This window comes from Neptuniibacter sp., from assembly GCF_024231755.1.
Classification (GTDB): domain Bacteria; phylum Pseudomonadota; class Gammaproteobacteria; order Pseudomonadales; family Balneatricaceae; genus Neptuniibacter.
Window position 1 is genome coordinate 1 of the sequence record NZ_JAAEQH010000365.1, and the last position, 21,360, is coordinate 21,360.

Genomic DNA, 21,360 nt, shown 5'->3' on the forward strand with positions numbered 1-21,360 from the left:
TATGAATCTGGCCGCTGAGGCCGATCAGGAAAGTCCAAAAGAGCTCGAAGAGCTAGCCATATCTGCAGGTGCTGACCCGGTTGAATTTCTAACCGGGTCGCTTGCACATCCCAATCCCAAGTTTTTTATTGGTCAAGGAAAACTGGAAGAGTTACATGATCTGGTTCAGATGCATGATGCTCAACTGGTGATCTTTAATCATGCTTTAAGTCCCGCTCAGGAGCGTAATGTTGAGCGCGAGATAAAAAGCAGGGTGCTGGATCGCACTGGTCTGATTCTGGATATCTTTGCGCAGCGCGCGCGTACTCACGAAGGTAAACTTCAGGTTGAGCTGGCGCAGCTCGATCATATGTCTACCCGTCTTGTGCGAGGTTGGACTCACCTTGAGCGTCAGAAAGGTGGTATCGGTCTGCGTGGCCCAGGTGAAACCCAGCTCGAGACTGACCGCCGATTGCTGCGTGCGCGGATGAAGTCGATCCATAAGCGTCTGGAAAAAGTACGTAAACAGCGTGAGCAGGGGCGTCGATCCCGTAAACGTGCTGAAGTGCCTACTCTGTCGCTGGTGGGTTATACCAACGCGGGTAAATCTACACTGTTTAATCATCTGACTACTTCAGAGGTTTATGCTGCGGATCAGTTGTTTGCAACACTGGATCCAACGCTTCGTCGTATTGAAGTAGAAGATGTGGGGCAGGCTATTCTGGCGGATACGGTAGGTTTTATTCGTCATCTTCCGCATAAGCTGGTTGAGGCATTTAGAGCAACCTTACAGGAAACTATCGAGGCGACTCTGTTGCTACATGTGATCGACTGTCACGATGATGACCGTCATGATCATATCGCCGAAGTAGAGAATGTACTGCGTGAAATAGGTGCTGATGAAGTTCCTGTTCTTGAGGTTTATAACAAAATTGACCTTTTGGCAGGGCGTAAACCTCGCATTGATCGTGATGAAGAAGGTAAGCCGATTCGGGTTTGGCTATCTGCTGTTACGGGTGAAGGGCATGAATTGCTATTTGAGGCGGTGAATGAGCTGCTTGCAGATGATGTGTTTCATGATAAGTTGTGCCTGCAGCCCAGTGAGGGACAGTTTCGTGCCAGTTTGTATGAAAGCGGCGCGGTGCTTTCGGAGCAGTATGATGAAAAAGGATCTATTATTCTGGAAGTGCGTATACAGAAAAAGGATATGCTTCAGCTTTTGAGTCGTTTAGGAATGTCTCGGGAACGATGTTTCCCGGTTGAGGTCAATCCTTGGTAAGAGATTTTCATATGGAAGTTAACTTAATAACTCGTTTTTAGTTAACTTTCAGGTAATATCCGACGAATAATATTTTTCACGGATTTATGTTTTAATCTAAGGAATCTACGGGGCTTATTTTTGGCCCCCTAACTCGTTGTTTTATACGGAGAGTCGTATGGCTTGGAATGAGCCTGGTGGTAATGGCAACAATCAGGATCCCTGGGGTGGTGGTAATGATAAAAACCGCGGGGGTGGTAAAGGTGGTGGCGATGATCAGGGGCCGCCAGATCTGGATGAGGCACTGCGTAAACTGCAGGACAAACTGAACAATATTTTTGGTGGTTCAGGTAAAAAGTCCAATGGCGGTTTTGGTGGAGATGGCGGAGGTGCTGGCTCCTCTTCAGGTGCAGGTTTCTTTTGGGTAGTCGTTCTTATTGCTGTTTTGGCCTGGGCAGGTATGGGTTTCTATACTGTCGATCAACAGGAAAGGGGTGTCGTATTAAGGCTTGGTAAGTTCAGTGAAACGGTAGGGCCGGGTCTTCAGTGGAATCCACCTATGATCGATGTAGTTGAGATTGTTAATACAACTCGTCTACGTACACGTGATCATCGTGCATTAATGCTGACTAAAGACGAAAATATCGTTGATATCGAAATGACTGTTCAGTATTTGATTTCTGACGCAAAGGGTTTTGTTCTTACTGTACGTGATCCTGAGGCAAGTTTGTCGCATGCTGCAGAATCTGCGCTGCGACATGTTGTAGGCTCAACGGATATGCACTCTATCCTGACACAAGGTCGTGAAACTTTGTCAGTTCAAGTGCAGGATCGTATCCAGAACTATATGGGTGAATATGGTACAGGTCTGCAGATTTCCAAGGTCAACATCAAAGAAGCGAAAGCACCTAATCAGGTACAGGATGCATTCGATGATGTAATCAAGGCGCGAGAAGATGAAGTTCGTGTGAAAAACGAAGCAGAATCTTATGCCAACGGAATCATTCCTGAAGCGCGTGGTTTAGCGCAGCGTATGTTGGAAGAGGCTAGTGCATACCGTGAGCAGGTTGTTGCCCGTTCTGAAGGTGATGCGCAACGTTTCACAGCGTTGCTAACAGAATACGAAAAAGCACCTGTAGTAACACGTGAGCGCCTATATCTGGATACTATGGAAGAGGTACTTTCACAGAATCCTAAGGTGTTGGTAGATGTGGAAGGTGGTAACAATATGATGTACCTGCCGCTTGATAAACTTATGCAAAATCGCCCAGTAGTTGGTGATCCAAATCGTCCGGTTCGACTGGATAGTCAAAGCCTGAGAGAGGTGACTGATCAGGTGGTTGATCAGTTGCGTCAGCGTCAGAGCAGTCGTAGGGAGGGTCGATAATGCAATCTAAATCATTGGTTCTGGTGATTATCTTTGCGGTGCTGGTATTGGTTGCGCAAAGCTCCCTTTATATTGTTAAGGAAACTGAGCGTGCAGTATTGCTACAGTTTGGTGAGGTTTCTGATGCTGATGTAGGGCCGGGCCTTCACTTTAAAATTCCAATTGTAAACAAAGTACGTAAGTTTGATTCGCGTATTTTGACCTTGGATGCGCGTCCTCAGGCTTATCTGACACTGGAGAAGAAACGTCTGATCGTGGATTCTTTTGTTAAGTGGCGTGTGGCGGATGTGGAGAAATACTATACGGCAACTTCCGGTGATGAGTTTAATGCGGCAAACCTTCTTTCGCAGCGTGTTGATGCCGCATTGCGTAACCAGTTTGGCGCACGCACAGTCACTGAGGTGGTGTCAGGCGAACGTGAAGAGCTGATGCGTAAGCTAATTAGTGAGATAAGTCCGGTGGTTATCGATAAGCTGGGTGTGGAAGTGGTAGATGTGCGTGTTAAACGTATCGACCTGCCGCAGGAAGTATCTGAGTCTGTATATGATCGAATGCGTACCGAGCGTGAGCGAGAAGCACGTGAACTACGTTCCCGTGGTAAGGAGCTTGCAGAAGGTATCCGCGCTGATGCTGATCGTCAGAAAACCATTATCGAAGCGGAGGCTTATCGTGAGTCTGAGCGGCTGCGAGGTGAGGGTGATGCGATTGCTGCGAATAACTATGCAGAAGCCTATTCGAGTAATCCTGAGTTCTACTCTTTCTACCGTAGTTTGAAAGCTTACCGTGAGTCTTTCGGTCAGAATGGTGATGTTTTGGTATTGAAGCCGGATAGTGATTTCTTCAAGTATCTGGCGGAGCCAAAAGCTCAGTAAAAATATTGCTGTAAAATTGATCAAAACACGGAATCAGGGGGAGGCATTCACCTGATTCCGTGGTAGAATATCGCAACCGGGTTAAAGCCCGGTTTTTTTGTGGCAGTACTATTTAGTAATTCGGGTAAAAGGATGCCATCAGAACTTCTGCATGGGCTGGCGATAGGCTTCTGTTTAATGCTTATTCTGGAAGGGATAATTCCTTTTCTTTACCCACAGCGCTGGCGCAAATTGGTGCAGCAGTTGTCCCTGGTTGATGATCGTTCGCTACGGCTCATCGGGTTGGCAAGTATGGTTATTGGTATTGTTGCGCTTTATATCGTGAATTAAAGCTGGCATTAGGTGCCGGCAAGTTAAGTTTTTGCAGAGATACGGAGTACTACATGGCATTGGCAGATCGTTGGCTGCTACCGGAAGGTGTTCAGGAACTTCTTCCCCCGCAGGCCCGTCGCGTTGAAGAGTTACGCAGGCGTTTATTGGATCTGTATGAGTATTGGGGTTACGACCTAGTAATGCCGCCAGTTATGGAACATCTGGAATCTCTGCTGACCGGTGTAGGTCATGACCTTGATCTGAATACAATCAAAGTCACAGATCAACTCAGTGGACACACGTTGGGTGTACGTGCGGATATCACACCGCAGGTTGCGCGTATCGATGCGCATCGTCTGCGTGAGTCCGGTGCTACACGTCTTTGTTACTGTGGTTCAGTAGTTCATGCGCTTCCAGCGCAGCCTCTGGCTTCACGTAATCCACTGCAGTTGGGTGCGGAGCTATACGGTCACTCAGGTATCGAGAGTGATGTCGAGGTTATCTCCCTGATGATCGAAACCCTGCAGACGGCAGGCGTTAATCAGGAGCTGAGTCTGGATCTGGGCCATGTTGGTGTATTTACAGGCTTGATGCAGACCGCGGGTCTGACTTCTGAGCAGCAGGAGCTGTATCAGGATATGTTGAAGCGTAAAGCGCTGCCAGAGCTGCAGGATTTTGTTGCTGCTCTGGATGCTGATGAGGTTACACGTAAGTACCTGGGTGAACTGCCTAAACTGAACGGCGGTGTCGATGTTCTGGCAAGAGCATCCGAGTTGTTCGCAGACGCGCCGCAGCAGGTTGCGGAAGCAATTGCTTATCTGAAACAGATCTCTGAGCGTGTTGCACTGCGCTTCCCTGAGTTGGATCAGTATTTCGACCTGAGTGAGCTGCGTGGTTATAACTACCACACAGGTATTGTGTTTGCAGCATATACACCTGCATTCGGTCAGGCGATTGCTAAAGGTGGTCGCTACGATGAGATCGGTCGTGATTTTGGGCGTGCACGTCCTGCGACAGGTTTCAGCACAGATATGAAAACCCTGGTTGAGCTTTCTTCCGATGAAGAAGTTTCTATAGATCAGGTATTGGCTCCCGCTGAAGAAGATGAAGCATTGCTGACTAAGGTTAAGCAGCTGCGTTCCGAAGGGGTGCGAGTTATTTATGCGCTACCAGGTGCTGAGTCAGCAACAGACTGTACTTCAGAACTGGTGAAGCGTGATGGTGAATGGATCGTTTCTGATCTATAAGCCGTTTTAATAAATTGTGTAAAGAATTTCTTAAGTAAACTTAAAGACTCAAGTAGGCAACAATGGGCAAAAACGTAGTTGTTCTGGGTACCCAGTGGGGTGATGAAGGTAAAGGCAAGATCGTTGATCTGCTGACGGATCAGGCTTCTGCCGTGGCGCGCTTTCAGGGCGGTCACAATGCGGGTCATACACTGGTTATTGATGGTGAAAAAACAGTTTTGCACCTGATTCCATCAGGTATCCTACGTGAAAACGTAGTGTGCATGATCGGTAATGGTGTAGTGCTTTCTCCTGAGGCGTTGCTGAAAGAGATTAAAGGTCTGGAAGAAGCTGATGTTCCTGTACGTGAGCGTCTGCGCCTGAGCCCTTCTTGCCCGCTGATTCTGCCATATCACATCGCTTTGGATCAGGCGCGTGAAGTGGCGCGTGGTAAAGCGAAAATTGGTACAACAGGCCGTGGTATCGGTCCTGCGTACGAAGATAAAGTGGCTCGTCGTGGTCTGCGTCTGGCGGACCTGCTGGATAAAGAGCGTTTTGCAATCAAGCTGAAAGAAGTGATGGAATATCACAACTTCCAGTTGGTGAACTACTACAAAGCTGAGCCTGTTGATTACAATGCAGTACTTGAAGAAGCGCTGGCGATGGGTGAAGAACTGGCACCGATGGTAGCGGATGTTACTTCCATGCTGCATGATCTGCGTAAGTCCGGTAAGAACATTATGTTCGAAGGTGCGCAGGGCTCATTGCTGGATATCGACCACGGTACATACCCATACGTTACTTCTTCAAATACAACTGCAGGTGGTACTTCTACAGGTAGTGGTTTCGGCCCTTTGTATCTGGATTACATTCTGGGTATCACTAAAGCTTACACAACTCGTGTAGGTGGTGGTCCGTTCCCAACTGAGCTGCACTGTGCAGTTGGTGAAGGTCTGGCAGAGCGCGGTCACGAGTTCGGTTCAACTACTGGTCGTGCGCGTCGTTGCGGTTGGTTCGACACGGTTGCTGTTAAGCATGCAATCCAGATTAACTCTATCTCTGGCCTGTGTCTGACTAAACTAGACGTTCTGGATGGCATGGATGAAATCAACATCTGTGTTGGCTACAAAGATTCTGAAGGTAATGTTGTTACTTCCTTGAGCGGTAGTGAAGATTACGAAGCGGTTGAGCCGGTATATGAAACGATGCCAGGCTGGAGCGCTTCTACTGTAGGTGCTCAGTCTGTAGATGAGCTGCCTGCGGAAGCAGTGGCTTACATCAAGCGTCTTGAGGAGCTGGTTGAAGCACCTGTAGATATTATCTCTACTGGTCCAGACCGTATTGAGACAATCGTTCTGCGTAACCCTTACGAAGCGTAAGCGGTAGCAAAGAAAATAAAAAAACCGGCACTCAGTTGCCGGTTTTTTTGTGCTTAAAGGAAGCAGCTTGGTAGTGATATAGCGGAGTAATTCGCTAGGGAATTAGCCCTTCTGCTGTTGAGTTTACAGCTTGCTAGTCGTTATATTCAGGTGAAAAGTTGGAAGAGCTTCCTGTGGCTGAGAATGATTCTGCATAGTTGTTAACCAATTGTCAGAAAATAAGATTGTCTGTCTCGTTGGTTACATTAAACAGGGTACCCTTTATTGCATTGGCTTATTCTGATCCGTGATAAGAAATATGTCCATCGCTTACTTTGTCAGTGAAAATCTCAGAGAATGCTGTTCTATTCATCACAGTAATAGCATCCACTGATAAAGATCATAACCATCAGGATCCGACAAATACGGATTTGCAATCAGTGCTTCGCCCGTCTCAATAAAGCCATTTATGGTTAATTCACCCTGTGGAACAGAGTTAACTAACTGATCAATTTGAATCTGTGCAATCTCTTCGAATGAAGAGGTAGATGTGATCAAAGCGTTTGTGTCTGCAATTTTTCTGTTAAGTGCGTAGTCTAAGCGAATGGCTTGCGAAAAGTTTTGCGATAAAAAACTATAGTTCTCGAGGTTTATTTCGCTGTTATATTTCATTCTAGTGATCAAACTTGTTACAACATCAGAAAAAGCATAATTAGCTTTTTAGCCCAATAGTCATAATTTACTATCTGAGCTGAGATCTGCTGCACACTCAGAGCAATTTAAAAACTATCCTAATAGGGATCAAAGTGGAGCAGGTCAACATCCTCCTGAACTTTGAGCCTCTGCTGAACTTGGGTTTCCACATTAGGAATAGAGGTGCCGTACTCCAATGAGTAAGCATAGATTAGAGTGGTAAAAGGGGATATTACAGAGGCCTCTAGAGCCGCAAACAATGCGAGTTGATTTGTAAGCTTGGTATCTGTATTGATTCCGCCTGCAGCAATAATCGCTCCGCTATGAGTGGAATCAAATGAGAAATAACCATTGTCATCTGAATAATATCCTGTGAACTCAGATTGGTCAGCTATCAGATTATTATTGGAATCTATATAGAGCGTTGCTCCTGCTATATATCCGTTGATAACTGAAGCCGATAATATTGCATAAACTGTAAATGATGGCGTCGAATGTACTTCTTCCAGTATTCCTGCTCTATCAAGATATGAAGCCTTAGCGTTGATGCTTTTGCTGAGGTAGTCCTTAGCCAAAACCAACTGTGTTTGGGTTTCTCCCTCAATAACTGAACTGTCGGCCAGCTACTGATAAGCTACTTAGCCGACACCATCGTTATCATTCAGTTGATAAGTTACTGATAGTGTTTCTCCTAGCGAAGCTGATCCTGTGATAGTGATATCAGCGAGAGGGGAGGAATAAGATGTATGCACTGGGATTGTAGCTGCAGAGCCAACCAGTTCAAAGTTTCCATATTAATCTGTATGCTGAGCTCAAACATGGATTGATTTGCCCAGTAACTGATCATTACGAAGAAGTTCATTGTCTACAGCGTCAGCAATTTCGTCGTTGTCTGCAAACCACTGATAGGTAACATTTTCCAAACCGCCCATATCCAGTCAGGAAAGTGTCAACTCAGAACGCCTTTGTAGAAAGCTTAAATGGCAAGTTTAGAAATGAATGCCTGAATCAGCACTGGTTCCGAAGCCTGAAAGCAGAGGAACGGGAGGTGGAGGTATCACTATAATCATATCAGACCATATGGTTTGCTGGCTATATGTTACCAGTGGCATTTAAAAACAAAGCAGCATAGGATGAAAAATCTAATCAAAGTTGTGGTTCTAATGATGGGAAAGTCAGTTTGCGTATTGTGCGCGAGACTAAGTGAATAGGTTAGTCCAGTGTAAAGGTTAGATGATCTGTGCAAAATAGGTTCCAGCAGCGGCTATTCCAACGTTATAAGTTTTATCTGTCCCCGTTTCGAATCTATTTAATATTAGTGCTGAACTATCGATCAGTTCAAGTTGGAAGTACTTGTGTAGGTTTTTATCCTAGGGGCATTAAAATTAAGTACCAGCTCACCTCGAGAGGGTAAATTAAAAGAGTAAATATTTATAGCTCTTTAATTGGCTAAATTGCCAGAGGTCTGATGATAAAGGTCAGAAGTGATTACGCTTGATTGGAGTGAATTAAGCTGGTCTGCTGTAAGGGTTGTCACTGGAAGTCCCCTTTCGCTTTCTATGTTACTAATAGGCCGTAGTGATATAGCCCTGAGTGCTAATTGCAAAACTCTTGCTCCTATCTAGCAAGTGATTCAGCTGTTCTTTCGTATTTATGACTTGCTGGTGAAAGTGGCATCATTGAAGTGGTCTGGTGATCATTAAAAATGAGAGAATATTATGTGTCTGTAGGGGTGGGTACAAGGGTTGGTTCCAGATCAATTGGCCCTGAAGCGGGATGTCTCTTTAGTTCTTAAAGTAGGTTTATGTGCCAGTAGAGAAATGATTAGCACTTATCTAAATAAAAGGAGAGCAATTCATTGTCTTTTATAAACGCCTCTGGAGAAAGTTTAGTTTCGTAAACGTTAGGGCCGCCAATCAAATTTTTCTTGTCGTAGGTGTTTTTTTTATGTGAAAAAACTAGAATAGTGCTTTTGGGCTCCAGTTGAACCAGAGGAATGGTATAGTCTTTCAAAAAGTATCGTTCTTCTGCAAACTCAGCTGAGTCCTCATATGACGTTATATTCAGTAGTTCTTTTTTGAACGCAAATGTTCCAGCTGTAGCGTGATATTTATTATAAGGGCCTAGCTTGTATATCTGATCAATATCCTTGAAATAAACATGCATTGCACTACTTCCAGCTATTAATGCTGGGCTGATTCGTAGTTTATTGACTGCGTGAATTATTCTATCTGGAGGGTAGAAGTCATCATCATCCATATATACGATTATTTCTCCTGAAGCCTCTTTGTTCAGTAAATTACGTTTCTGCCCAAGCTTCATTTTTTTATGAAGACGAATATATCTTACGTAATCTATCCCTTCGAATAGATCACCTACAGGGTCTGAGCCATCATCAACAATTAGCCACTCGATCAATTCCTTAGGGTATGTTTGGGAATCGACGCATTTGATAAGTCCTGGTATAAAATCCCTTCTATTGTATGTCGGAGTGCAAATTGTGATTCTGGGATTGTTTTTAGTAGAAATTATCTTTTTCTTTTTGCGGGCCATCTGATACCTGAAAAATCATGATGATTAATAGATCTTGATGCTATCATATTTTTTTTGAAAAGTAAGGAGTGGGTGTGTATAAGATTTATTTGTATTTTTGAGGTTGAATGTTTTTATGTTCCTGTTTTCTTGATGTTTAGCTATTGGGGAGAGCCATAGGGGTTTATTATAGCTGGTGTATGATTTTAATCATTGTATAAGTTATTTCTTATGGTTTTTTAAATTTAGAGTTGTCAGAGTTATAATATTATCAGTATTTATTGTAATTAAAGGTAAATTATATTTCTGGGCTGTGTAGTTTGGCTTTATGAGGTTTTTTATGTGGGAAGTTTTTTGTGGAAGGTTTCTTTTTGTTTTGTAAGGTGAACAAAAAGGTTTTTGAAGTAAGTGATATTAAATTAAGGTGGTATTTGAAACAGCTATTTTTCAACAAGGATTGAGTTGTTATGGTTAGTATCATCCCATTAAATAAAAAACCGGCAAGTTAGATTGCCGGTTTTTGAAAGCTTAATTCAGCTGTTCTATCGCTCAAGGCTTACTTCAATTCTTCGGTCAGCGAAGGCTGAAGGCCTTTAAGAAGAGCTTTGAACATCTTAGGGTTGCCCGCGATCAGATTGCCATTGCTGCGGAAGTTGTTGCTACCTGTAAAGTCGCCAACTAGTCCGCCTGCCTCTTGAACAAGGAGCAGCCCGGCTTCCATCTCCCACTGATTCAAGCCAATCTGGAAGAAACCGTCGATACGCCCAGCGGCAGTGTAAGCCAGGTTGAGTGCTGGAGAACCACCGTTATAGATCGTGCCTCCTGCGACAGTCATGTTGCGGAATGTGTCCAGATAGGTTTCCAGATGAGCTTTGTCACTGGTGCGGTTAAAGAAGCCGGTGCCAATAAGTGAGTTCTCAATGGTTTTGTGATTGCTCACACGTAGGCGTTTGCCGTTAAGCTGTGCGCCATCGCCACGGCTTGCTGTGAACTCTTCGCCAGTAATTGGGTTCAGAATCAGAGCGTGTTCGGTGCGACCATTCTGTTGACCGGCCATGCTGATAGCAAAAACAGGTAGACCATTTGAAAAGTTTGAGATGCTGTCAATTGGATTGATTGTCCAGCAAAACTCAGGGCCCTCGCTGATTGGTGCATGTTCCCCGGTATATTCACCTACAATTTTATGGTTCGGGTAGGCTTTCTGGATTGTGTGCACAATGCTGAGTTCTGCTTTATTGCAGGTATCGCTCAGAAGTTTTGCGACATCAGACTGTTCGGATTTAACTAGATCCAGGCGCTCAACTGCGCGAACGATCTGTTCTCCTGCAGCGCGAGCGGCGCGCAGGGCGATATTAACCATGGGTTGCATCTGTAAGGAACCTGAAGACTGTTCGGAATAAAGAGAGAATTATACCTGAGGTTGGGGCTAGGTGTGAATATAAAGCATTAGTTGTGCTTTAGATCTTTATCCTTGGTGGATTTGTTCGCAGGCTACTGCTGCTCTGGTAGAATGCTCGCCTTTCTTTATTTGATTTTTCCAGATTGCGCAGGTTGAAGATTATGTCAGTTAGTATTCGTATTGTTTTGGTAAACACCACGCACCCCGGAAATATTGGTGGCGTTGCTCGGGCGATGAAGAATATGAACTTTGATGAGCTCCATTTAGTTGCGCCAAAAAAGTTTCCTCACGTTAACGCTGATGCGCGTGCATCCGGAGCGACTGATCTGCTGGAAAATGCAGTAGTGCATGAAACGCTGGAAGAAGCTATTGCAGATTGCCAGATCGTGGTGGGAACCAGTGCTCGTGGAAGACATATCCCTTGGCCGGTGGTTGATCCGAGGGAGCTGGCATCTATAGTTGGGCCGTTATCTGCTGAGAAAAAGGTTGCTGTTGTTTTTGGGCGTGAAGATCGTGGGTTGACCAATGAAGAGCTGCACCTTTGTCATTACCATGTGCATATTCCTTCTAATCCCGATTTTAGCTCCCTTAATCTGGCGGCCGCAGTGCAAGTGATTACTTATGAACTGCGTATGGCGGATCTATATGCGGAGAATAACGAAGAAGTTAAGCCACAATGGGGAACGGATTGGGATATTGATCTTGCGGATAGTGCTGATTTGGAGCGTCTTTTTACGCACATGGAAGAAGCATTAGTTGATATTGATTTTCTTGATCCAGAAAACCCTCGTCAGTTGATGCCGCGTTTACGTCGATTATATCTGCGAGCTTTGCCGGACAAGGTAGAGGTTAATGTTCTGCGAGGTATTTTGACGGCAACTCAAAAAGCCCAAAAGCCTAAGGATTGACCTGGAACCATGGGGTTCTATCCTTTTTTCGTGTAGAATTCGCGCACTAAAGCACATAAAGACCTACAATAAAGGTAGGTTATTTAGTTGACCTTTTTGGTCGGGTATTGCATAATCGCGCCAACGTTAACACGCATTGGGGTGAAAATTATGCGACTGACGACAAAAGGCCGATATGCTGTAACAGCTATGCTGGACTTGGCGCTCCACGAAGGCAAAGGGCCAATCAGCTTGGCAGATATATCTGAAAGACAAGGCATATCTCTGTCATATCTAGAGCAACTCTTTGCAAAATTACGTCGCAATGAACTTGTGAGAAGTGTGCGTGGTCCAGGCGGTGGTTATCAACTCAACCATGCGCAGGCGGATATAAACGTTGCTCAAGTCATCGATGCGGTTAACGAATCTGTCGATGCTACCGGTTGTAATCGTCAGGGTGATTGTCAGGGCGGTGAGGTTTGTTTAACACATCATCTCTGGTGTGATCTGAGTGATCAGATTCATGCTTTCCTGAGTGGAATCTCTTTGGCAGACCTGATGGCAAGAAAGGATGTTCAGGATATTTCAGAAAGGCAGGATCTTATTCATGTAGATAGGATCGTGCTGGGAGCGGGATGCTCAGCAGATAACGAAAAAGCAGCAGTATAAGTACGTTCGGAGAGTAATTAATGAACACACCGATTTATCTGGATTATTCAGCAAGTACGCCGGTTGATCCTCGTGTAGCAGAGAAAATGGTCGACTGTCTCACGATGGAAGGTAATTTTGGTAATCCAGCATCGCGCTCTCACCTGTTTGGTTGGAAAGCAGAAGAGGCGGTTGAAACTGCGCGACGTCAGGTAGCGGATCTACTCAATGCGGACCCGCGAGAAATCGTTTGGACTTCTGGTGCCACAGAGTCTGATAACCTGGCTATTAAAGGTGCTGCACATTTCTATCAGAAGAAAGGTAAGCACATTATTACCTCAAAAATTGAGCATAAAGCTGTGCTGGATACATGTCGCCAGCTTGAGCGTGAAGGTTTTGAGGTAACTTATCTGGACCCTAACTCAGATGGCTTGATTGAACCGTCTATTGTTGAAGATGCGATTCGTGAAGATACGATTCTTGTTTCCCTGATGCACGTAAACAACGAGATTGGCACCATTACAGATATCGATGCAATCGGTGAAATTACACGTGCGAAAGGCATTATCTTCCACGTAGATGGGGCACAGAGTGCGGGCAAGATTGAGATCGATATGGCCAAGAGCAAGGTTGATCTGATGTCGATCTCTGGTCATAAGATGTATGGCCCTAAAGGGATCGGAGCACTGTTTGTACGTCGTAAGCCTCGTATCCGTCTGGAAGCGCAGATGCACGGCGGTGGTCATGAGCGTGGTATGCGTTCTGGTACGTTGGCAACTCACCAGATTGTGGGTATGGGTGAAGCTGCACGTATCTGTAAAGAAGAGTTAGCAAGTGAAACTCAAAAGCTTATCGCATTGCGTGACCGCTTCTTGGCAGGCATTGACGGTATGGAAGAGGTTTACCTGAACGGTTCTAAAGAGCAGCGTGTTCCAGGTAATCTGAATATCAGTTTTGCTTTCGTTGAAGGTGAGTCTTTGTTGATGTCTTTGAAAGACCTTGCAGTATCATCAGGTTCTGCATGCACATCAGCAAGTCTGGAGCCTTCTTATGTATTACGCGCACTAGGTTTGAATGATGAATTGGCGCATAGCTCAATTCGTTTCTCATTCGGTCGTTTTACCACTAATGAAGAAGTGGATTACGCAGTGGCGCAAATTCAGGATGCTGTTGGCAAACTACGTGAGCTTTCTCCTTTGTGGGATATGTTTAAAGACGGTGTGGATCTGAGCAAAGTAGAGTGGGTACACCACTGATCCTGAAGTGAGAGGTTAGGAGGTCGTCATGGCTTATAGTGATAAAGTGATCGATCATTACGAGAATCCTCGTAATGTTGGCAAAATGAATGATAAAGATGCAAATGTTGGTACAGGCATGGTGGGTGCACCGGCTTGTGGTGATGTTATGCGTCTGCAGATTCAGGTAAGTGATGAAGGCGTTATCGAGGACGCTAAATTCAAAACTTACGGTTGTGGTTCCGCGATTGCGTCTAGCTCGCTGATTACTGAGTGGGTTAAGGGTATGACGCTGGATGAGGCTGCTGAACTGAAAAACACTGCGATTGCAGAAGAGTTGGCTTTGCCGCCAGTTAAGATTCATTGCTCGGTGCTAGCTGAGGATGCGATCAAAGCAGCTGTTGCTGACTATAAAGAAAAGCAGGATAAGTAAGTTTAGCTGCCCAGAGGTGTAGAGATTTATGGCGATTACCATGACAGAAGCGGCAGCGGATCATGTTGCCCGTTATCTGGAAAAGCGAGGCCATGGTGAAGGGATTCGCTTAGGTGTACGTACATCAGGTTGCTCCGGCATGGCTTACGTGTTGGAATTCGTTGATGACTCTCAGGAAGAGGATGAGATTTTTGAAGGTCCTCAGAGTGTGAAGATTTTTATCGACCCGAAAAGTCTGGCTTATCTGGATGGTACTGAGCTGGATTTCGTGAAAGAGGGGCTAAATGAAGGGTTTAAGTTTAATAACCCGAATGTCTCCAGCGAATGCGGTTGTGGTGAGAGCTTTAACGTATAACCTCCCTCTGGCAGAACGATGGATATAAGTAAGAACTATTTTGAATTTATCGGTCTGCCGGTATCATTTCATGTCGATCAGTCAGAACTGGCTGATCGCTCTCGAGAGCTCCAAAAAACGCTTCATCCTGATCGCTATGCGCACCTTTCTGAACAAGAGCAGCGCGTAGCGGTACAGTATATGGCGCATCTCAATGAAGGGATTGCGATACTTAAATCTCCTTTATTGCGGGCTCAGTATCTGCTTCAGTTGCGGGATATAGATACTACCTGCGAGTCCTCAACTCCTATGGACCCGATGTTTCTCATGCAGCAGATGGAGCTGCGGGAGCGTTTGGAAGAGGCGCCTGAGCAGGAAGAACCCTACGAGGAGCTTGAATCTCTTGAAGGTGAAGTGTCTGGACTGTTACGGCAGTTAAGGGAACAGTTTGTACAGCAGTATGAGTCTGATGATCTCGAGTCGGCTACAGCTGCTGTGCGTAAAATGCAATTTTTAGAAAAGCTTGTCGTTGAGATTGAAAGGCTCGAAGACAGGTTGGATGGCTAACGCGACCTATGGCGCTATTACAGATAGCAGAACCGGGGCAGAGTGAAGCTCCGCATCAGCACAAACTTGCAGTGGGTATCGATCTGGGTACCACAAACTCACTTGTTGCTTCAGTCAAAAGTGGTGAGGCGGTAACGCTTCCAGATCTTAATGATGAGCACCTGTTGCCCTCAGTTGTTCGTTATCTGCCTTGTGGAAATATTCAGGTAGGTGCTGAAGCTCGAAGCCATGCAGCAGAAGATCCTTACAATACAATTATCTCGGTTAAGCGGCTTATGGGGCGTGGTATCGAAGATATTAAATCCCTCGGCGATGAGGCTCCCTATCATTTTGAAGCAAATGATGGCGGTATGCCTTACATCAAAACTGTTACTGGTAATAAAAGCCCGGTGCAGGTTTCTGCAGATATTCTAGAGTCACTGGTAGATCGTGCTGAAGAAGCGCTGGGCGGTGAACTGGTTGGTGCGGTTATAACAGTCCCTGCCTATTTCGATGATGCTCAGCGTCAGGCAACAAAAGATGCAGCGAAGATTGCTAATATCAAAGTGCTTCGTCTACTGAATGAGCCAACAGCTGCAGCGGTTGCTTACGGCCTGGATCAAGGTAAAGAGGGCGTTATCGCTGTTTATGACCTGGGTGGTGGTACCTTCGATATTTCTATCCTGCGTCTTAACCGAGGTGTATTTGAAGTGCTATCAACAGGTGGTGATAGTGCCCTCGGTGGCGACGACTTGGATCTGGCGCTGGCGCGATGGTTTGCAGATCAGGCGGGAGTTGAAAAGATAGATGGCTCTACTTCGCGTTACCTGACAGAAAAAGCAAAAGTGACCAAAGAACAGTTAACCGATAAAGAGCATGTCAATGTAGTGCTTGAATTGGAAAATGGCTGTCATGAGCTGGATGTAACGCGTTCTCTGTTTGATGATCTGATTTTGTCATTGGTTAAACGGACTACCCGAGCGTGCCGTCGAGCGCTGAAAGATGCGCAGGTTGAAGCGGATGAAGTGCTGGAAGTAGTAATGGTCGGTGGTTCTACCCGTGTACCGCTGGTGCGCGAGCAGGTTAAGCAGTTCTTTGGTCGTGAACCGCATATCGATATCGATCCAGATAAAGTTGTTGCAATTGGGGCATCTATTCAGGCGGATGTTCTGGCAGGTAATAAACCAGACAGCGAAATGCTGTTGCTGGATGTTATTCCGCTCTCCTTAGGTTTGGAAACCATGGGTGGCCTGACCGAGAAAATTATTCATCGAAATACCGCTATCCCAGTGGCCCGAGCTCAGGAATTTACTACCTATCAGGACGGTCAGACGGCTATGGCTATCCATGTGGTTCAGGGTGAGCGTGAGCTGATTCAGGATTGTCGTTCCTTAGCACGCTTTGTTTTACGCGGTATTCCACCGATGGCTGCTGGTGCAGCAAAAATTCGTGTGACTTTTCAGGTAGATGCTGATGGTCTGCTAGGTGTTGAGGCTAAGGAGTTGACCTCTGGTGTGGAAAGTAGCATCCAGGTGAAGCCGTCTTATGGTCTGGGTGATGCTGAAATCGCTGAGATGTTGAAATCTTCTTACCTGAATGCGGCGGAAGATAAAGATGCCAGGAGCTTGCGTGAACAGCAAGTTGAGGCTGATCGTCTGGTTGTCTCCTTGCGTGCGGCTTTAGCTGCGGATGGTGAACAGCTATTAAGCGCTGAAGAGTATGAGCAGTTGAGTGCTGAAATTGAAAAACTAGTTGTATTGCGCAATGGTAGTGATGTTGCTGCTATTGAGAAGGGTATTTCTGATCTTTCTAAAGCATCAGATAAATATGCTGCCCGCCGTATGGACTTTAATATTCAGAAAGCCCTGCAGGGGCATAATGTAGATGAGCTTGGGGAGAGTAACTGATGCCGCAAATTATTTTTCTGCCACATGAAGAGTTGTGTCCAGAGGGTAAGGTGATTGAAGCGGAATCAGGCGTAACGGTTTGTGATGCTGCCTGGGCAAATGGCATTGAGATCGAACATGCCTGTGAAAAATCTTGCGCGTGTACGACCTGTCACGTGATTGTGCGTGAAGGGTTTGATTCTCTTGAGGAGTCTGATGAGCTTGAAGACGATATGCTCGATAAAGCATGGGGCTTGGAGCCTGAGTCTCGTCTAAGCTGTCAGGCAGTAGTGGCTGATGAAGATCTGGTGGTTGAGATTCCTAAGTACACAATTAATCAGGTTTCTGAGCGTCACTAATACTAAGTGCTGCGGAGGTGTGGAATGAGTCTGAAGTGGGTTGATGTACTAGACATAGCCATTGAGCTTTCCGAAAAGTATCCAGAGCAGGATCCCATGACGATTAGCTTTCCGGATCTGTACCAGAAAGTAATGGATCTGGAAGAGTTTGATGACGATCCGGATCGTTGCGGTGAAAAGATACTTGAAGGTATACAGATGGCCTGGATTGAAGAGATGGATTGATCGTCTCTTGCAATATCAGACAAAGCCCGGCGATGCCGGGTTTTGTTGTTTAAATGAACACTGTTTACTGTCATCTCTGTTTTCTGTTAACAGAGTGGCGTATAATTGCGCGCTTGATTTCTGGGGCTATCCGAAAGCCTAATTGCGGTTTGGAATTCTTATCCGGGTTGGGGGTAAGTGAGAGTTCCTGCAAAGGTTTTCAGATATCTCTTTTTTTAATCAATTTTTGGAGCTTTAACAATGGCACTTGAACGTACGTTCTCTATCATCAAACCAGACGCTGTAGCTAAAAACGTTATCGGTAAAATCGTTTCTCGTTTCGAGTCTAACGGTCTGAAAATCGTTGAAATGCAGCTGAAACAGCTGTCTCAGGAAGAAGCTGAAGGTTTCTACGCTGAGCACAAAGAGCGTCCTTTCTTCGGAGATCTGGTTGAATTCATGACTTCTGGCCCTGTTGTTGTACAGGTTCTGGAAGGTGAAAATGCAATCGCCCTAAACCGTGAACTGATGGGTGCAACTAACCCACAGGAAGCTGCTGAAGGCACAATCCGTCGTGATTTTGCTCAGTCTATCGATGCAAACGCTGTACACGGTTCTGACTCTCCAGCTTCTGCTGAGCGCGAAATCGCATACTTCTTCGGTAAGTAATTACCGTCCAGGCCGCTTGTGACCTAGACTTGTTACAGGCGGTCTACTGATTGACCTCTAAATTTGAGTACCTGTCATCCATGACTGAATCCGTAAAAAAAGTTAATTTGTTGGGTTTGTCGCCTGAGAAAATGATCGCTTTCTTCGATGAGATCGGAGAGAAGAAGTTTCGAGCGACCCAGGTTTTGAAATGGATTCATCAGTTGGGCGCCACCAACTTTGATGAGATGACTAACATCAGCAAAGCACTGCGTCATAAGCTTGCTGAAGTAGCAGAGATCCGTGAGCCGGAAGTCCTGCTGGAGAAAATCTCCAAAGACGGCACGCGCAAATGGGTTATCCGTACTGATAGTGGTTCCAGTGTCGAAGCGGTGCTTATTCCTGATGGTGACCGTAAAACACTTTGTGTTTCATCTCAGGTGGGCTGCTCTCTGGACTGTAGTTTCTGTTCCACGGGTAAGCAGGGCTTTAATAGCAATCTGACCACAGCAGAAATTATTGGTCAGCTACGTATTGCTATACGTTCTTATGGCGACTACAACACAACTTCACAAAGAGTTGTGAGTAATGTTGTATTGATGGGGATGGGCGAGCCTCTAATGAATTTTGACAATGTGGTTGACGCAATCACATTGATGATGGAAGACAATGCTTACTGTCTTTCTAAACGTCGAGTGACACTATCTACGGCTGGGGTTGTTCCGGCAATTGATAAACTGCGTGATGTCACTGATGTTTCTCTGGCTATTTCACTGCATGCGCCGAATGATGATCTGCGTGATATTTTGGTGCCAATCAATCGTCGTTATCCGATCAAAGAGCTTGTAGCTGCTTGTAACCGCTACCTGGATAACCTGAATGATAAGCGTGTTATTACCGTTGAGTACACCATGATTAATGGTGTAAACGATAAGCCTGAGCATGCAAAACAACTTCTGAAGATTCTGCGTCGGATGCCGTCCAAGCTGAATCTGATTCCCTTTAATCCGTTCCCTAATTCCGGTTATGAGCGCCCGTCAGAAGAAAGAATTCTGGCATTTAAAGAGATAATCGTTCATGGTGGAATTGTGACAACGGTACGTCGAACTCGGGGTGATGAAATTGATGCAGCCTGCGGCCAATTGGTAGGGCAAGTGGCGGACAAAACTCGGCGTAGTCAAAAATATATCCCTGTGGTTCAAGAGGAATCACAGCAGGAGCTTCACAGAACGTAATAGTCGATAGGGGATGGGCGTGAGAGGAATCAAGCTGGTACTTTCTTTTGTTTTTGTGCTGGTCATTGCAGGGTGTGCAACTCAAGGTTCCAAAGAAAGTAGTGGGGAAAAAGCTGCTTTCGAGGCTTATTCTCGCTTAGGTTTTGAATATTTGCAGGCTGGTGACACGGGTAATGCAAAGCATTCCTTTAAGCGCTCTCTGGAGATCAATTCCGGTTATGCCGAAGCGCACAATGGCCTGGCACTGACTTTTCAACTTGAGGGCGATGAGAAATTAGCTGAAGATTATTTTCGCAAGGCTACTCGTCTCGCTCCTCAGTCAGCCATGATACACAATAACTTTGGCGCATTTTTATTTGCTAAGCAGCGTTATCAGGAAGCGTGTAAACAGTTAGCGCGTGCGACCGAAGATCCATTCTATAATCGCCGCGCTCAGGCTTTTGAAAACCTGGGGCGTTGCTATCGTTACCTGAATCGCGATGATGCAGCAATGCATGCCTTTCAACGTGCTCTTCAAGTTTCTTCTAATCGCCCGGTCTCATTAGTAGAGATGTCTGACTTACTCCTCAAAAAGGGAAGTTTTATAGAGTCTGAAAAATATTTTGATCGTTTCCTTGTCTTAGTAGAGAATCGTCGTGTAGAGCATTATGCGAAAAGCTTATGGGTTGGAATTCGATTAGCAAGGCATAATGGCAACTCGGTCCGTTCAGCGACCTATGCATTAATTCTAAAAAATATGTATCCGGATTCTGAAGAATACCGGAAATATGAGGAGTCCGCGCGTTGAGCAATGAAGAACAAGAGTGTCAGCCTGAATTGCTGGCTGAAGAGTGGGGCGCGCGCTTAACATCAGCTCGAGAATCTTTATCAATTTCAACTGAACAGGCTGCCGCCGATCTTAACCTTCCCCATGATTACATATGTAAACTAGAGCAGGGAGCGTTAGAAGGTCTGCCTAGTATGGTGTTTGCGAAAGGTTATATCCGTGCATACGCTAAGCTTCTCAATCTTGATGACAATGAGCTAGTTGAAGAATATGAGGGGTTGCATGGCGAAGGAGGCGGAAAAGGTCAGATTCGCCCAGTCAGCAGGGTCCGTCAGCAGGTGAAAATGAATGACCCTGTTATGAAATTTACCAGTTGGTTATTCATTCTAGGGATTATTGGTGTTTCTGTCTGGTGGTGGCAAACCCAATACGGTGGCACATTGACGTTGCCAACATTTACAAGTGATCAAGAGAAAGCCGTCGAAACGGAAGAGGTGACAACACCTGTTGTAGAAATGGCTGACGGTTCTGCTCAGTTGGTTTTGCCGAAACTGGATGATGCCCCTGTAGATGAAGCGGTTGCGGTAGGAGCTGGTAGTACTGTAAACGATGAGGTTAATGAGACTGAAGCACCTGCTGAACCAGCTGCTCCCTCTGAGGCGTCTGCTCCGCAAGCTGAAACAGAACCAGAATACCTGTCTGAGTCTGAGATTAAGAAACTGCAGCAGGAGATTGATGGGCAGACAGAAGCGAACAATGTCACAGAAACGGTTGTTGAAACTGCATCTCAGTCCGCTGCCCCAGTTGCAAATCTGGAATCACCGGAGCTAGCGAGTATTAGTGCAGATTTTGTTGCTGAGTGTTGGGTATCTATTAAAGATGCAGATGGTAAAACACTCTTCAACAATCTGCGCGGCAAAGGGCAAAGCGTCAACGTAACAGGTAAACCTCCTCTAAATGTATTGATTGGAGCGACCAGTGCAGTAGGACGTTTTGCTTTTAATGGCTCAGAGCTTGATCTAGCCGAGCATAGTCGTAAGAATATCGTCCGAATAAATTTGCCGTTGGCAGAATAAGTTAAGAGTTATAGGTTGTATTTTGGCCAAGATTAAAGCCATTCGTGGGATGAACGACATCCTGCCTGAACAGTCACCAGTGTGGCA

23 protein-coding genes and 1 pseudogene are annotated in these 21,360 nt (G+C 45.6%); 20 read left to right on the top strand and 4 right to left on the bottom strand.

From position 1 onward, the window contains the following. Position 1: 1 nt before the first annotated feature. The 6 genes from hflX to GY843_RS20210 all read left to right on the top strand — a co-directional run bounded on the left by hflX (position 2) and on the right by GY843_RS20210 (position 6,413). Entirely contained in the window at positions 2–1,258 is a 1,257-nt protein-coding gene (hflX, locus tag GY843_RS20185) for a ribosome rescue GTPase HflX (protein ID WP_297312399.1), read from the top strand. Between the two features lie 157 nt (positions 1,259–1,415). Continuing rightward, positions 1,416–2,624 (top strand): FtsH protease activity modulator HflK, encoded by a 1,209-nt coding sequence (gene hflK / locus GY843_RS20190; RefSeq protein ID WP_297312401.1) that lies wholly within the window; start codon positions 1,416–1,418, stop codon positions 2,622–2,624. After that, positions 2,624–3,496 carry a protease modulator HflC gene (gene hflC / locus GY843_RS20195; protein WP_297312403.1) on the top strand — a complete coding sequence of 291 codons (873 nt, stop codon included), beginning with the start codon at positions 2,624–2,626 and terminating at the stop codon, positions 3,494–3,496. The genes hflK and hflC overlap by 1 nt, the downstream gene beginning before the upstream one ends. Before the next feature lie 132 nt (positions 3,497–3,628). Continuing rightward, complete coding sequence (locus GY843_RS20200) at positions 3,629–3,826, top strand: DUF2065 domain-containing protein (protein WP_297312404.1); 198 nt, start codon at positions 3,629–3,631, stop codon at positions 3,824–3,826. Positions 3,827–3,879: 53 nt separating this feature from the next. Then, a complete protein-coding gene (locus GY843_RS20205) occupies positions 3,880–5,055 on the top strand; it encodes an ATP phosphoribosyltransferase regulatory subunit (protein WP_297312405.1) in 1,176 nt (391 codons plus the stop codon). A 62-nt stretch (positions 5,056–5,117) separates the two neighbouring features. Beyond that, positions 5,118–6,413 carry an adenylosuccinate synthase gene (locus tag GY843_RS20210; protein ID WP_297312407.1) on the top strand — a complete coding sequence of 432 codons (1,296 nt, stop codon included), beginning with the start codon at positions 5,118–5,120 and terminating at the stop codon, positions 6,411–6,413. A gap of 351 nt (positions 6,414–6,764) precedes the next feature. On the opposite strand, the gene GY843_RS20215 is transcribed toward GY843_RS20210, so the two are convergent. Together GY843_RS20215 and GY843_RS20220 are read right to left on the bottom strand one after the other, a co-directional pair. Beyond that, entirely contained in the window at positions 6,765–7,064 is a 300-nt protein-coding gene (locus GY843_RS20215; RefSeq protein WP_297312408.1) for a hypothetical protein, read from the bottom strand. A gap of 119 nt (positions 7,065–7,183) precedes the next feature. Beyond that, entirely contained in the window at positions 7,184–7,660 is a 477-nt protein-coding gene (locus GY843_RS20220; RefSeq protein WP_297312410.1) for a hypothetical protein, read from the bottom strand. A gap of 377 nt (positions 7,661–8,037) precedes the next feature. Between GY843_RS20220 and GY843_RS20225 the strand changes: the two are divergent. After that, a pseudogene (locus GY843_RS20225) lies at positions 8,038–8,217 on the top strand (integrase core domain-containing protein); the annotation flags it as partial. 692 nt (positions 8,218–8,909) lie between these two features. Here the strand turns inward: GY843_RS20225 and GY843_RS20230 are convergent. Both GY843_RS20230 and GY843_RS20235 read right to left on the bottom strand, forming a co-directional pair. After that, positions 8,910–9,638 (bottom strand): glycosyltransferase family A protein, encoded by a 729-nt coding sequence (locus tag GY843_RS20230; RefSeq protein WP_297312412.1) that lies wholly within the window; start codon positions 9,636–9,638, stop codon positions 8,910–8,912. Positions 9,639–10,173: 535 nt separating this feature from the next. Continuing rightward, entirely contained in the window at positions 10,174–10,986 is an 813-nt protein-coding gene (locus GY843_RS20235; RefSeq protein ID WP_297312414.1) for an inositol monophosphatase family protein, read from the bottom strand. 191 nt (positions 10,987–11,177) lie between these two features. Between GY843_RS20235 and GY843_RS20240 the strand changes: the two genes are divergently transcribed. The 13 genes from GY843_RS20240 to GY843_RS20300 all read left to right on the top strand — a co-directional run bounded on the left by GY843_RS20240 (position 11,178) and on the right by GY843_RS20300 (position 21,273). After that, a complete protein-coding gene (locus GY843_RS20240; RefSeq protein ID WP_297312416.1) occupies positions 11,178–11,924 on the top strand; it encodes an RNA methyltransferase in 747 nt (248 codons plus the stop codon). Positions 11,925–12,074: 150 nt separating this feature from the next. Continuing rightward, positions 12,075–12,572, top strand: coding sequence for a Fe-S cluster assembly transcriptional regulator IscR (iscR, locus tag GY843_RS20245; RefSeq protein WP_297312418.1), 498 nt, complete (start codon positions 12,075–12,077; stop codon positions 12,570–12,572). A 20-nt stretch (positions 12,573–12,592) separates the two neighbouring features. Further along, a complete protein-coding gene (locus GY843_RS20250; RefSeq protein WP_297312420.1) occupies positions 12,593–13,807 on the top strand; it encodes an IscS subfamily cysteine desulfurase in 1,215 nt (404 codons plus the stop codon). Between the two features lie 28 nt (positions 13,808–13,835). Continuing rightward, on the top strand, positions 13,836–14,219 hold the full coding sequence (gene iscU, locus GY843_RS20255; RefSeq protein WP_297312423.1) for a Fe-S cluster assembly scaffold IscU: 384 nt from the start codon (positions 13,836–13,838) through the stop codon (positions 14,217–14,219). Between the two features lie 28 nt (positions 14,220–14,247). After that, complete coding sequence (gene iscA / locus GY843_RS20260) at positions 14,248–14,574, top strand: iron-sulfur cluster assembly protein IscA (RefSeq protein WP_297312426.1); 327 nt, start codon at positions 14,248–14,250, stop codon at positions 14,572–14,574. 18 nt (positions 14,575–14,592) lie between these two features. Further along, positions 14,593–15,120 (top strand): Fe-S protein assembly co-chaperone HscB, encoded by a 528-nt coding sequence (hscB, locus tag GY843_RS20265; protein ID WP_297312431.1) that lies wholly within the window; start codon positions 14,593–14,595, stop codon positions 15,118–15,120. An 8-nt stretch (positions 15,121–15,128) separates the two neighbouring features. Next, positions 15,129–17,006: a Fe-S protein assembly chaperone HscA gene (gene hscA / locus GY843_RS20270; protein ID WP_297312434.1), complete on the top strand. Its 1,878-nt coding sequence runs from the start codon at positions 15,129–15,131 to the stop codon at positions 17,004–17,006. Then, a complete protein-coding gene (gene fdx, locus GY843_RS20275; protein WP_297312436.1) occupies positions 17,006–17,344 on the top strand; it encodes an ISC system 2Fe-2S type ferredoxin in 339 nt (112 codons plus the stop codon). The genes hscA and fdx overlap by 1 nt, the downstream gene beginning before the upstream one ends. Positions 17,345–17,368: 24 nt before the next feature. Beyond that, complete coding sequence (gene iscX / locus GY843_RS20280; RefSeq protein WP_297312438.1) at positions 17,369–17,569, top strand: Fe-S cluster assembly protein IscX; 201 nt, start codon at positions 17,369–17,371, stop codon at positions 17,567–17,569. Positions 17,570–17,809: 240 nt separating this feature from the next. Next, the gene (gene ndk, locus GY843_RS20285; protein ID WP_297312440.1) at positions 17,810–18,217 is read left to right on the top strand and encodes a nucleoside-diphosphate kinase; all 408 of its coding nucleotides are present in this window, start codon (positions 17,810–17,812) and stop codon (positions 18,215–18,217) included. An 80-nt stretch (positions 18,218–18,297) separates the two neighbouring features. Next, positions 18,298–19,431, top strand: a complete 1,134-nt coding sequence (gene rlmN / locus GY843_RS20290; protein WP_297312446.1) for a 23S rRNA (adenine(2503)-C(2))-methyltransferase RlmN — start codon at positions 18,298–18,300, stop codon at positions 19,429–19,431. A gap of 19 nt (positions 19,432–19,450) precedes the next feature. After that, positions 19,451–20,218: a type IV pilus biogenesis/stability protein PilW gene (pilW, locus tag GY843_RS20295; protein ID WP_297312441.1), complete on the top strand. Its 768-nt coding sequence runs from the start codon at positions 19,451–19,453 to the stop codon at positions 20,216–20,218. After that, positions 20,215–21,273, top strand: coding sequence for a RodZ domain-containing protein (locus GY843_RS20300; RefSeq protein ID WP_297312443.1), 1,059 nt, complete (start codon positions 20,215–20,217; stop codon positions 21,271–21,273). Before pilW ends, GY843_RS20300 begins: the two co-directional genes overlap by 4 nt. The last annotated feature ends 87 nt before the right edge of the window (positions 21,274–21,360 follow it).

Coding starts and splice junctions, on each gene's coding strand:
- hflX (WP_297312399.1), top strand. CDS start 2: ATGAATCTGGCCGCTGAGGCCGATCAGGAAAGTCCAAAAGAGCTCGAA.
- hflK (WP_297312401.1), top strand. CDS start 1,416: ATGGCTTGGAATGAGCCTGGTGGTAATGGCAACAATCAGGATCCCTGG.
- hflC (WP_297312403.1), top strand. CDS start 2,624: ATGCAATCTAAATCATTGGTTCTGGTGATTATCTTTGCGGTGCTGGTA.
- GY843_RS20200 (WP_297312404.1), top strand. CDS start 3,629: ATGCCATCAGAACTTCTGCATGGGCTGGCGATAGGCTTCTGTTTAATG.
- GY843_RS20205 (WP_297312405.1), top strand. CDS start 3,880: ATGGCATTGGCAGATCGTTGGCTGCTACCGGAAGGTGTTCAGGAACTT.
- GY843_RS20210 (WP_297312407.1), top strand. CDS start 5,118: ATGGGCAAAAACGTAGTTGTTCTGGGTACCCAGTGGGGTGATGAAGGT.
- GY843_RS20215 (WP_297312408.1), bottom strand. CDS start 7,064: ATGAAATATAACAGCGAAATAAACCTCGAGAACTATAGTTTTTTATCG.
- GY843_RS20230 (WP_297312412.1), bottom strand. CDS start 9,638: ATGGCCCGCAAAAAGAAAAAGATAATTTCTACTAAAAACAATCCCAGA.
- GY843_RS20235 (WP_297312414.1), bottom strand. CDS start 10,986: ATGCAACCCATGGTTAATATCGCCCTGCGCGCCGCTCGCGCTGCAGGA.
- GY843_RS20240 (WP_297312416.1), top strand. CDS start 11,178: ATGTCAGTTAGTATTCGTATTGTTTTGGTAAACACCACGCACCCCGGA.
- iscR (WP_297312418.1), top strand. CDS start 12,075: ATGCGACTGACGACAAAAGGCCGATATGCTGTAACAGCTATGCTGGAC.
- GY843_RS20250 (WP_297312420.1), top strand. CDS start 12,593: ATGAACACACCGATTTATCTGGATTATTCAGCAAGTACGCCGGTTGAT.
- iscU (WP_297312423.1), top strand. CDS start 13,836: ATGGCTTATAGTGATAAAGTGATCGATCATTACGAGAATCCTCGTAAT.
- iscA (WP_297312426.1), top strand. CDS start 14,248: ATGGCGATTACCATGACAGAAGCGGCAGCGGATCATGTTGCCCGTTAT.
- hscB (WP_297312431.1), top strand. CDS start 14,593: ATGGATATAAGTAAGAACTATTTTGAATTTATCGGTCTGCCGGTATCA.
- hscA (WP_297312434.1), top strand. CDS start 15,129: ATGGCGCTATTACAGATAGCAGAACCGGGGCAGAGTGAAGCTCCGCAT.
- fdx (WP_297312436.1), top strand. CDS start 17,006: ATGCCGCAAATTATTTTTCTGCCACATGAAGAGTTGTGTCCAGAGGGT.
- iscX (WP_297312438.1), top strand. CDS start 17,369: ATGAGTCTGAAGTGGGTTGATGTACTAGACATAGCCATTGAGCTTTCC.
- ndk (WP_297312440.1), top strand. CDS start 17,810: ATGGCACTTGAACGTACGTTCTCTATCATCAAACCAGACGCTGTAGCT.
- rlmN (WP_297312446.1), top strand. CDS start 18,298: ATGACTGAATCCGTAAAAAAAGTTAATTTGTTGGGTTTGTCGCCTGAG.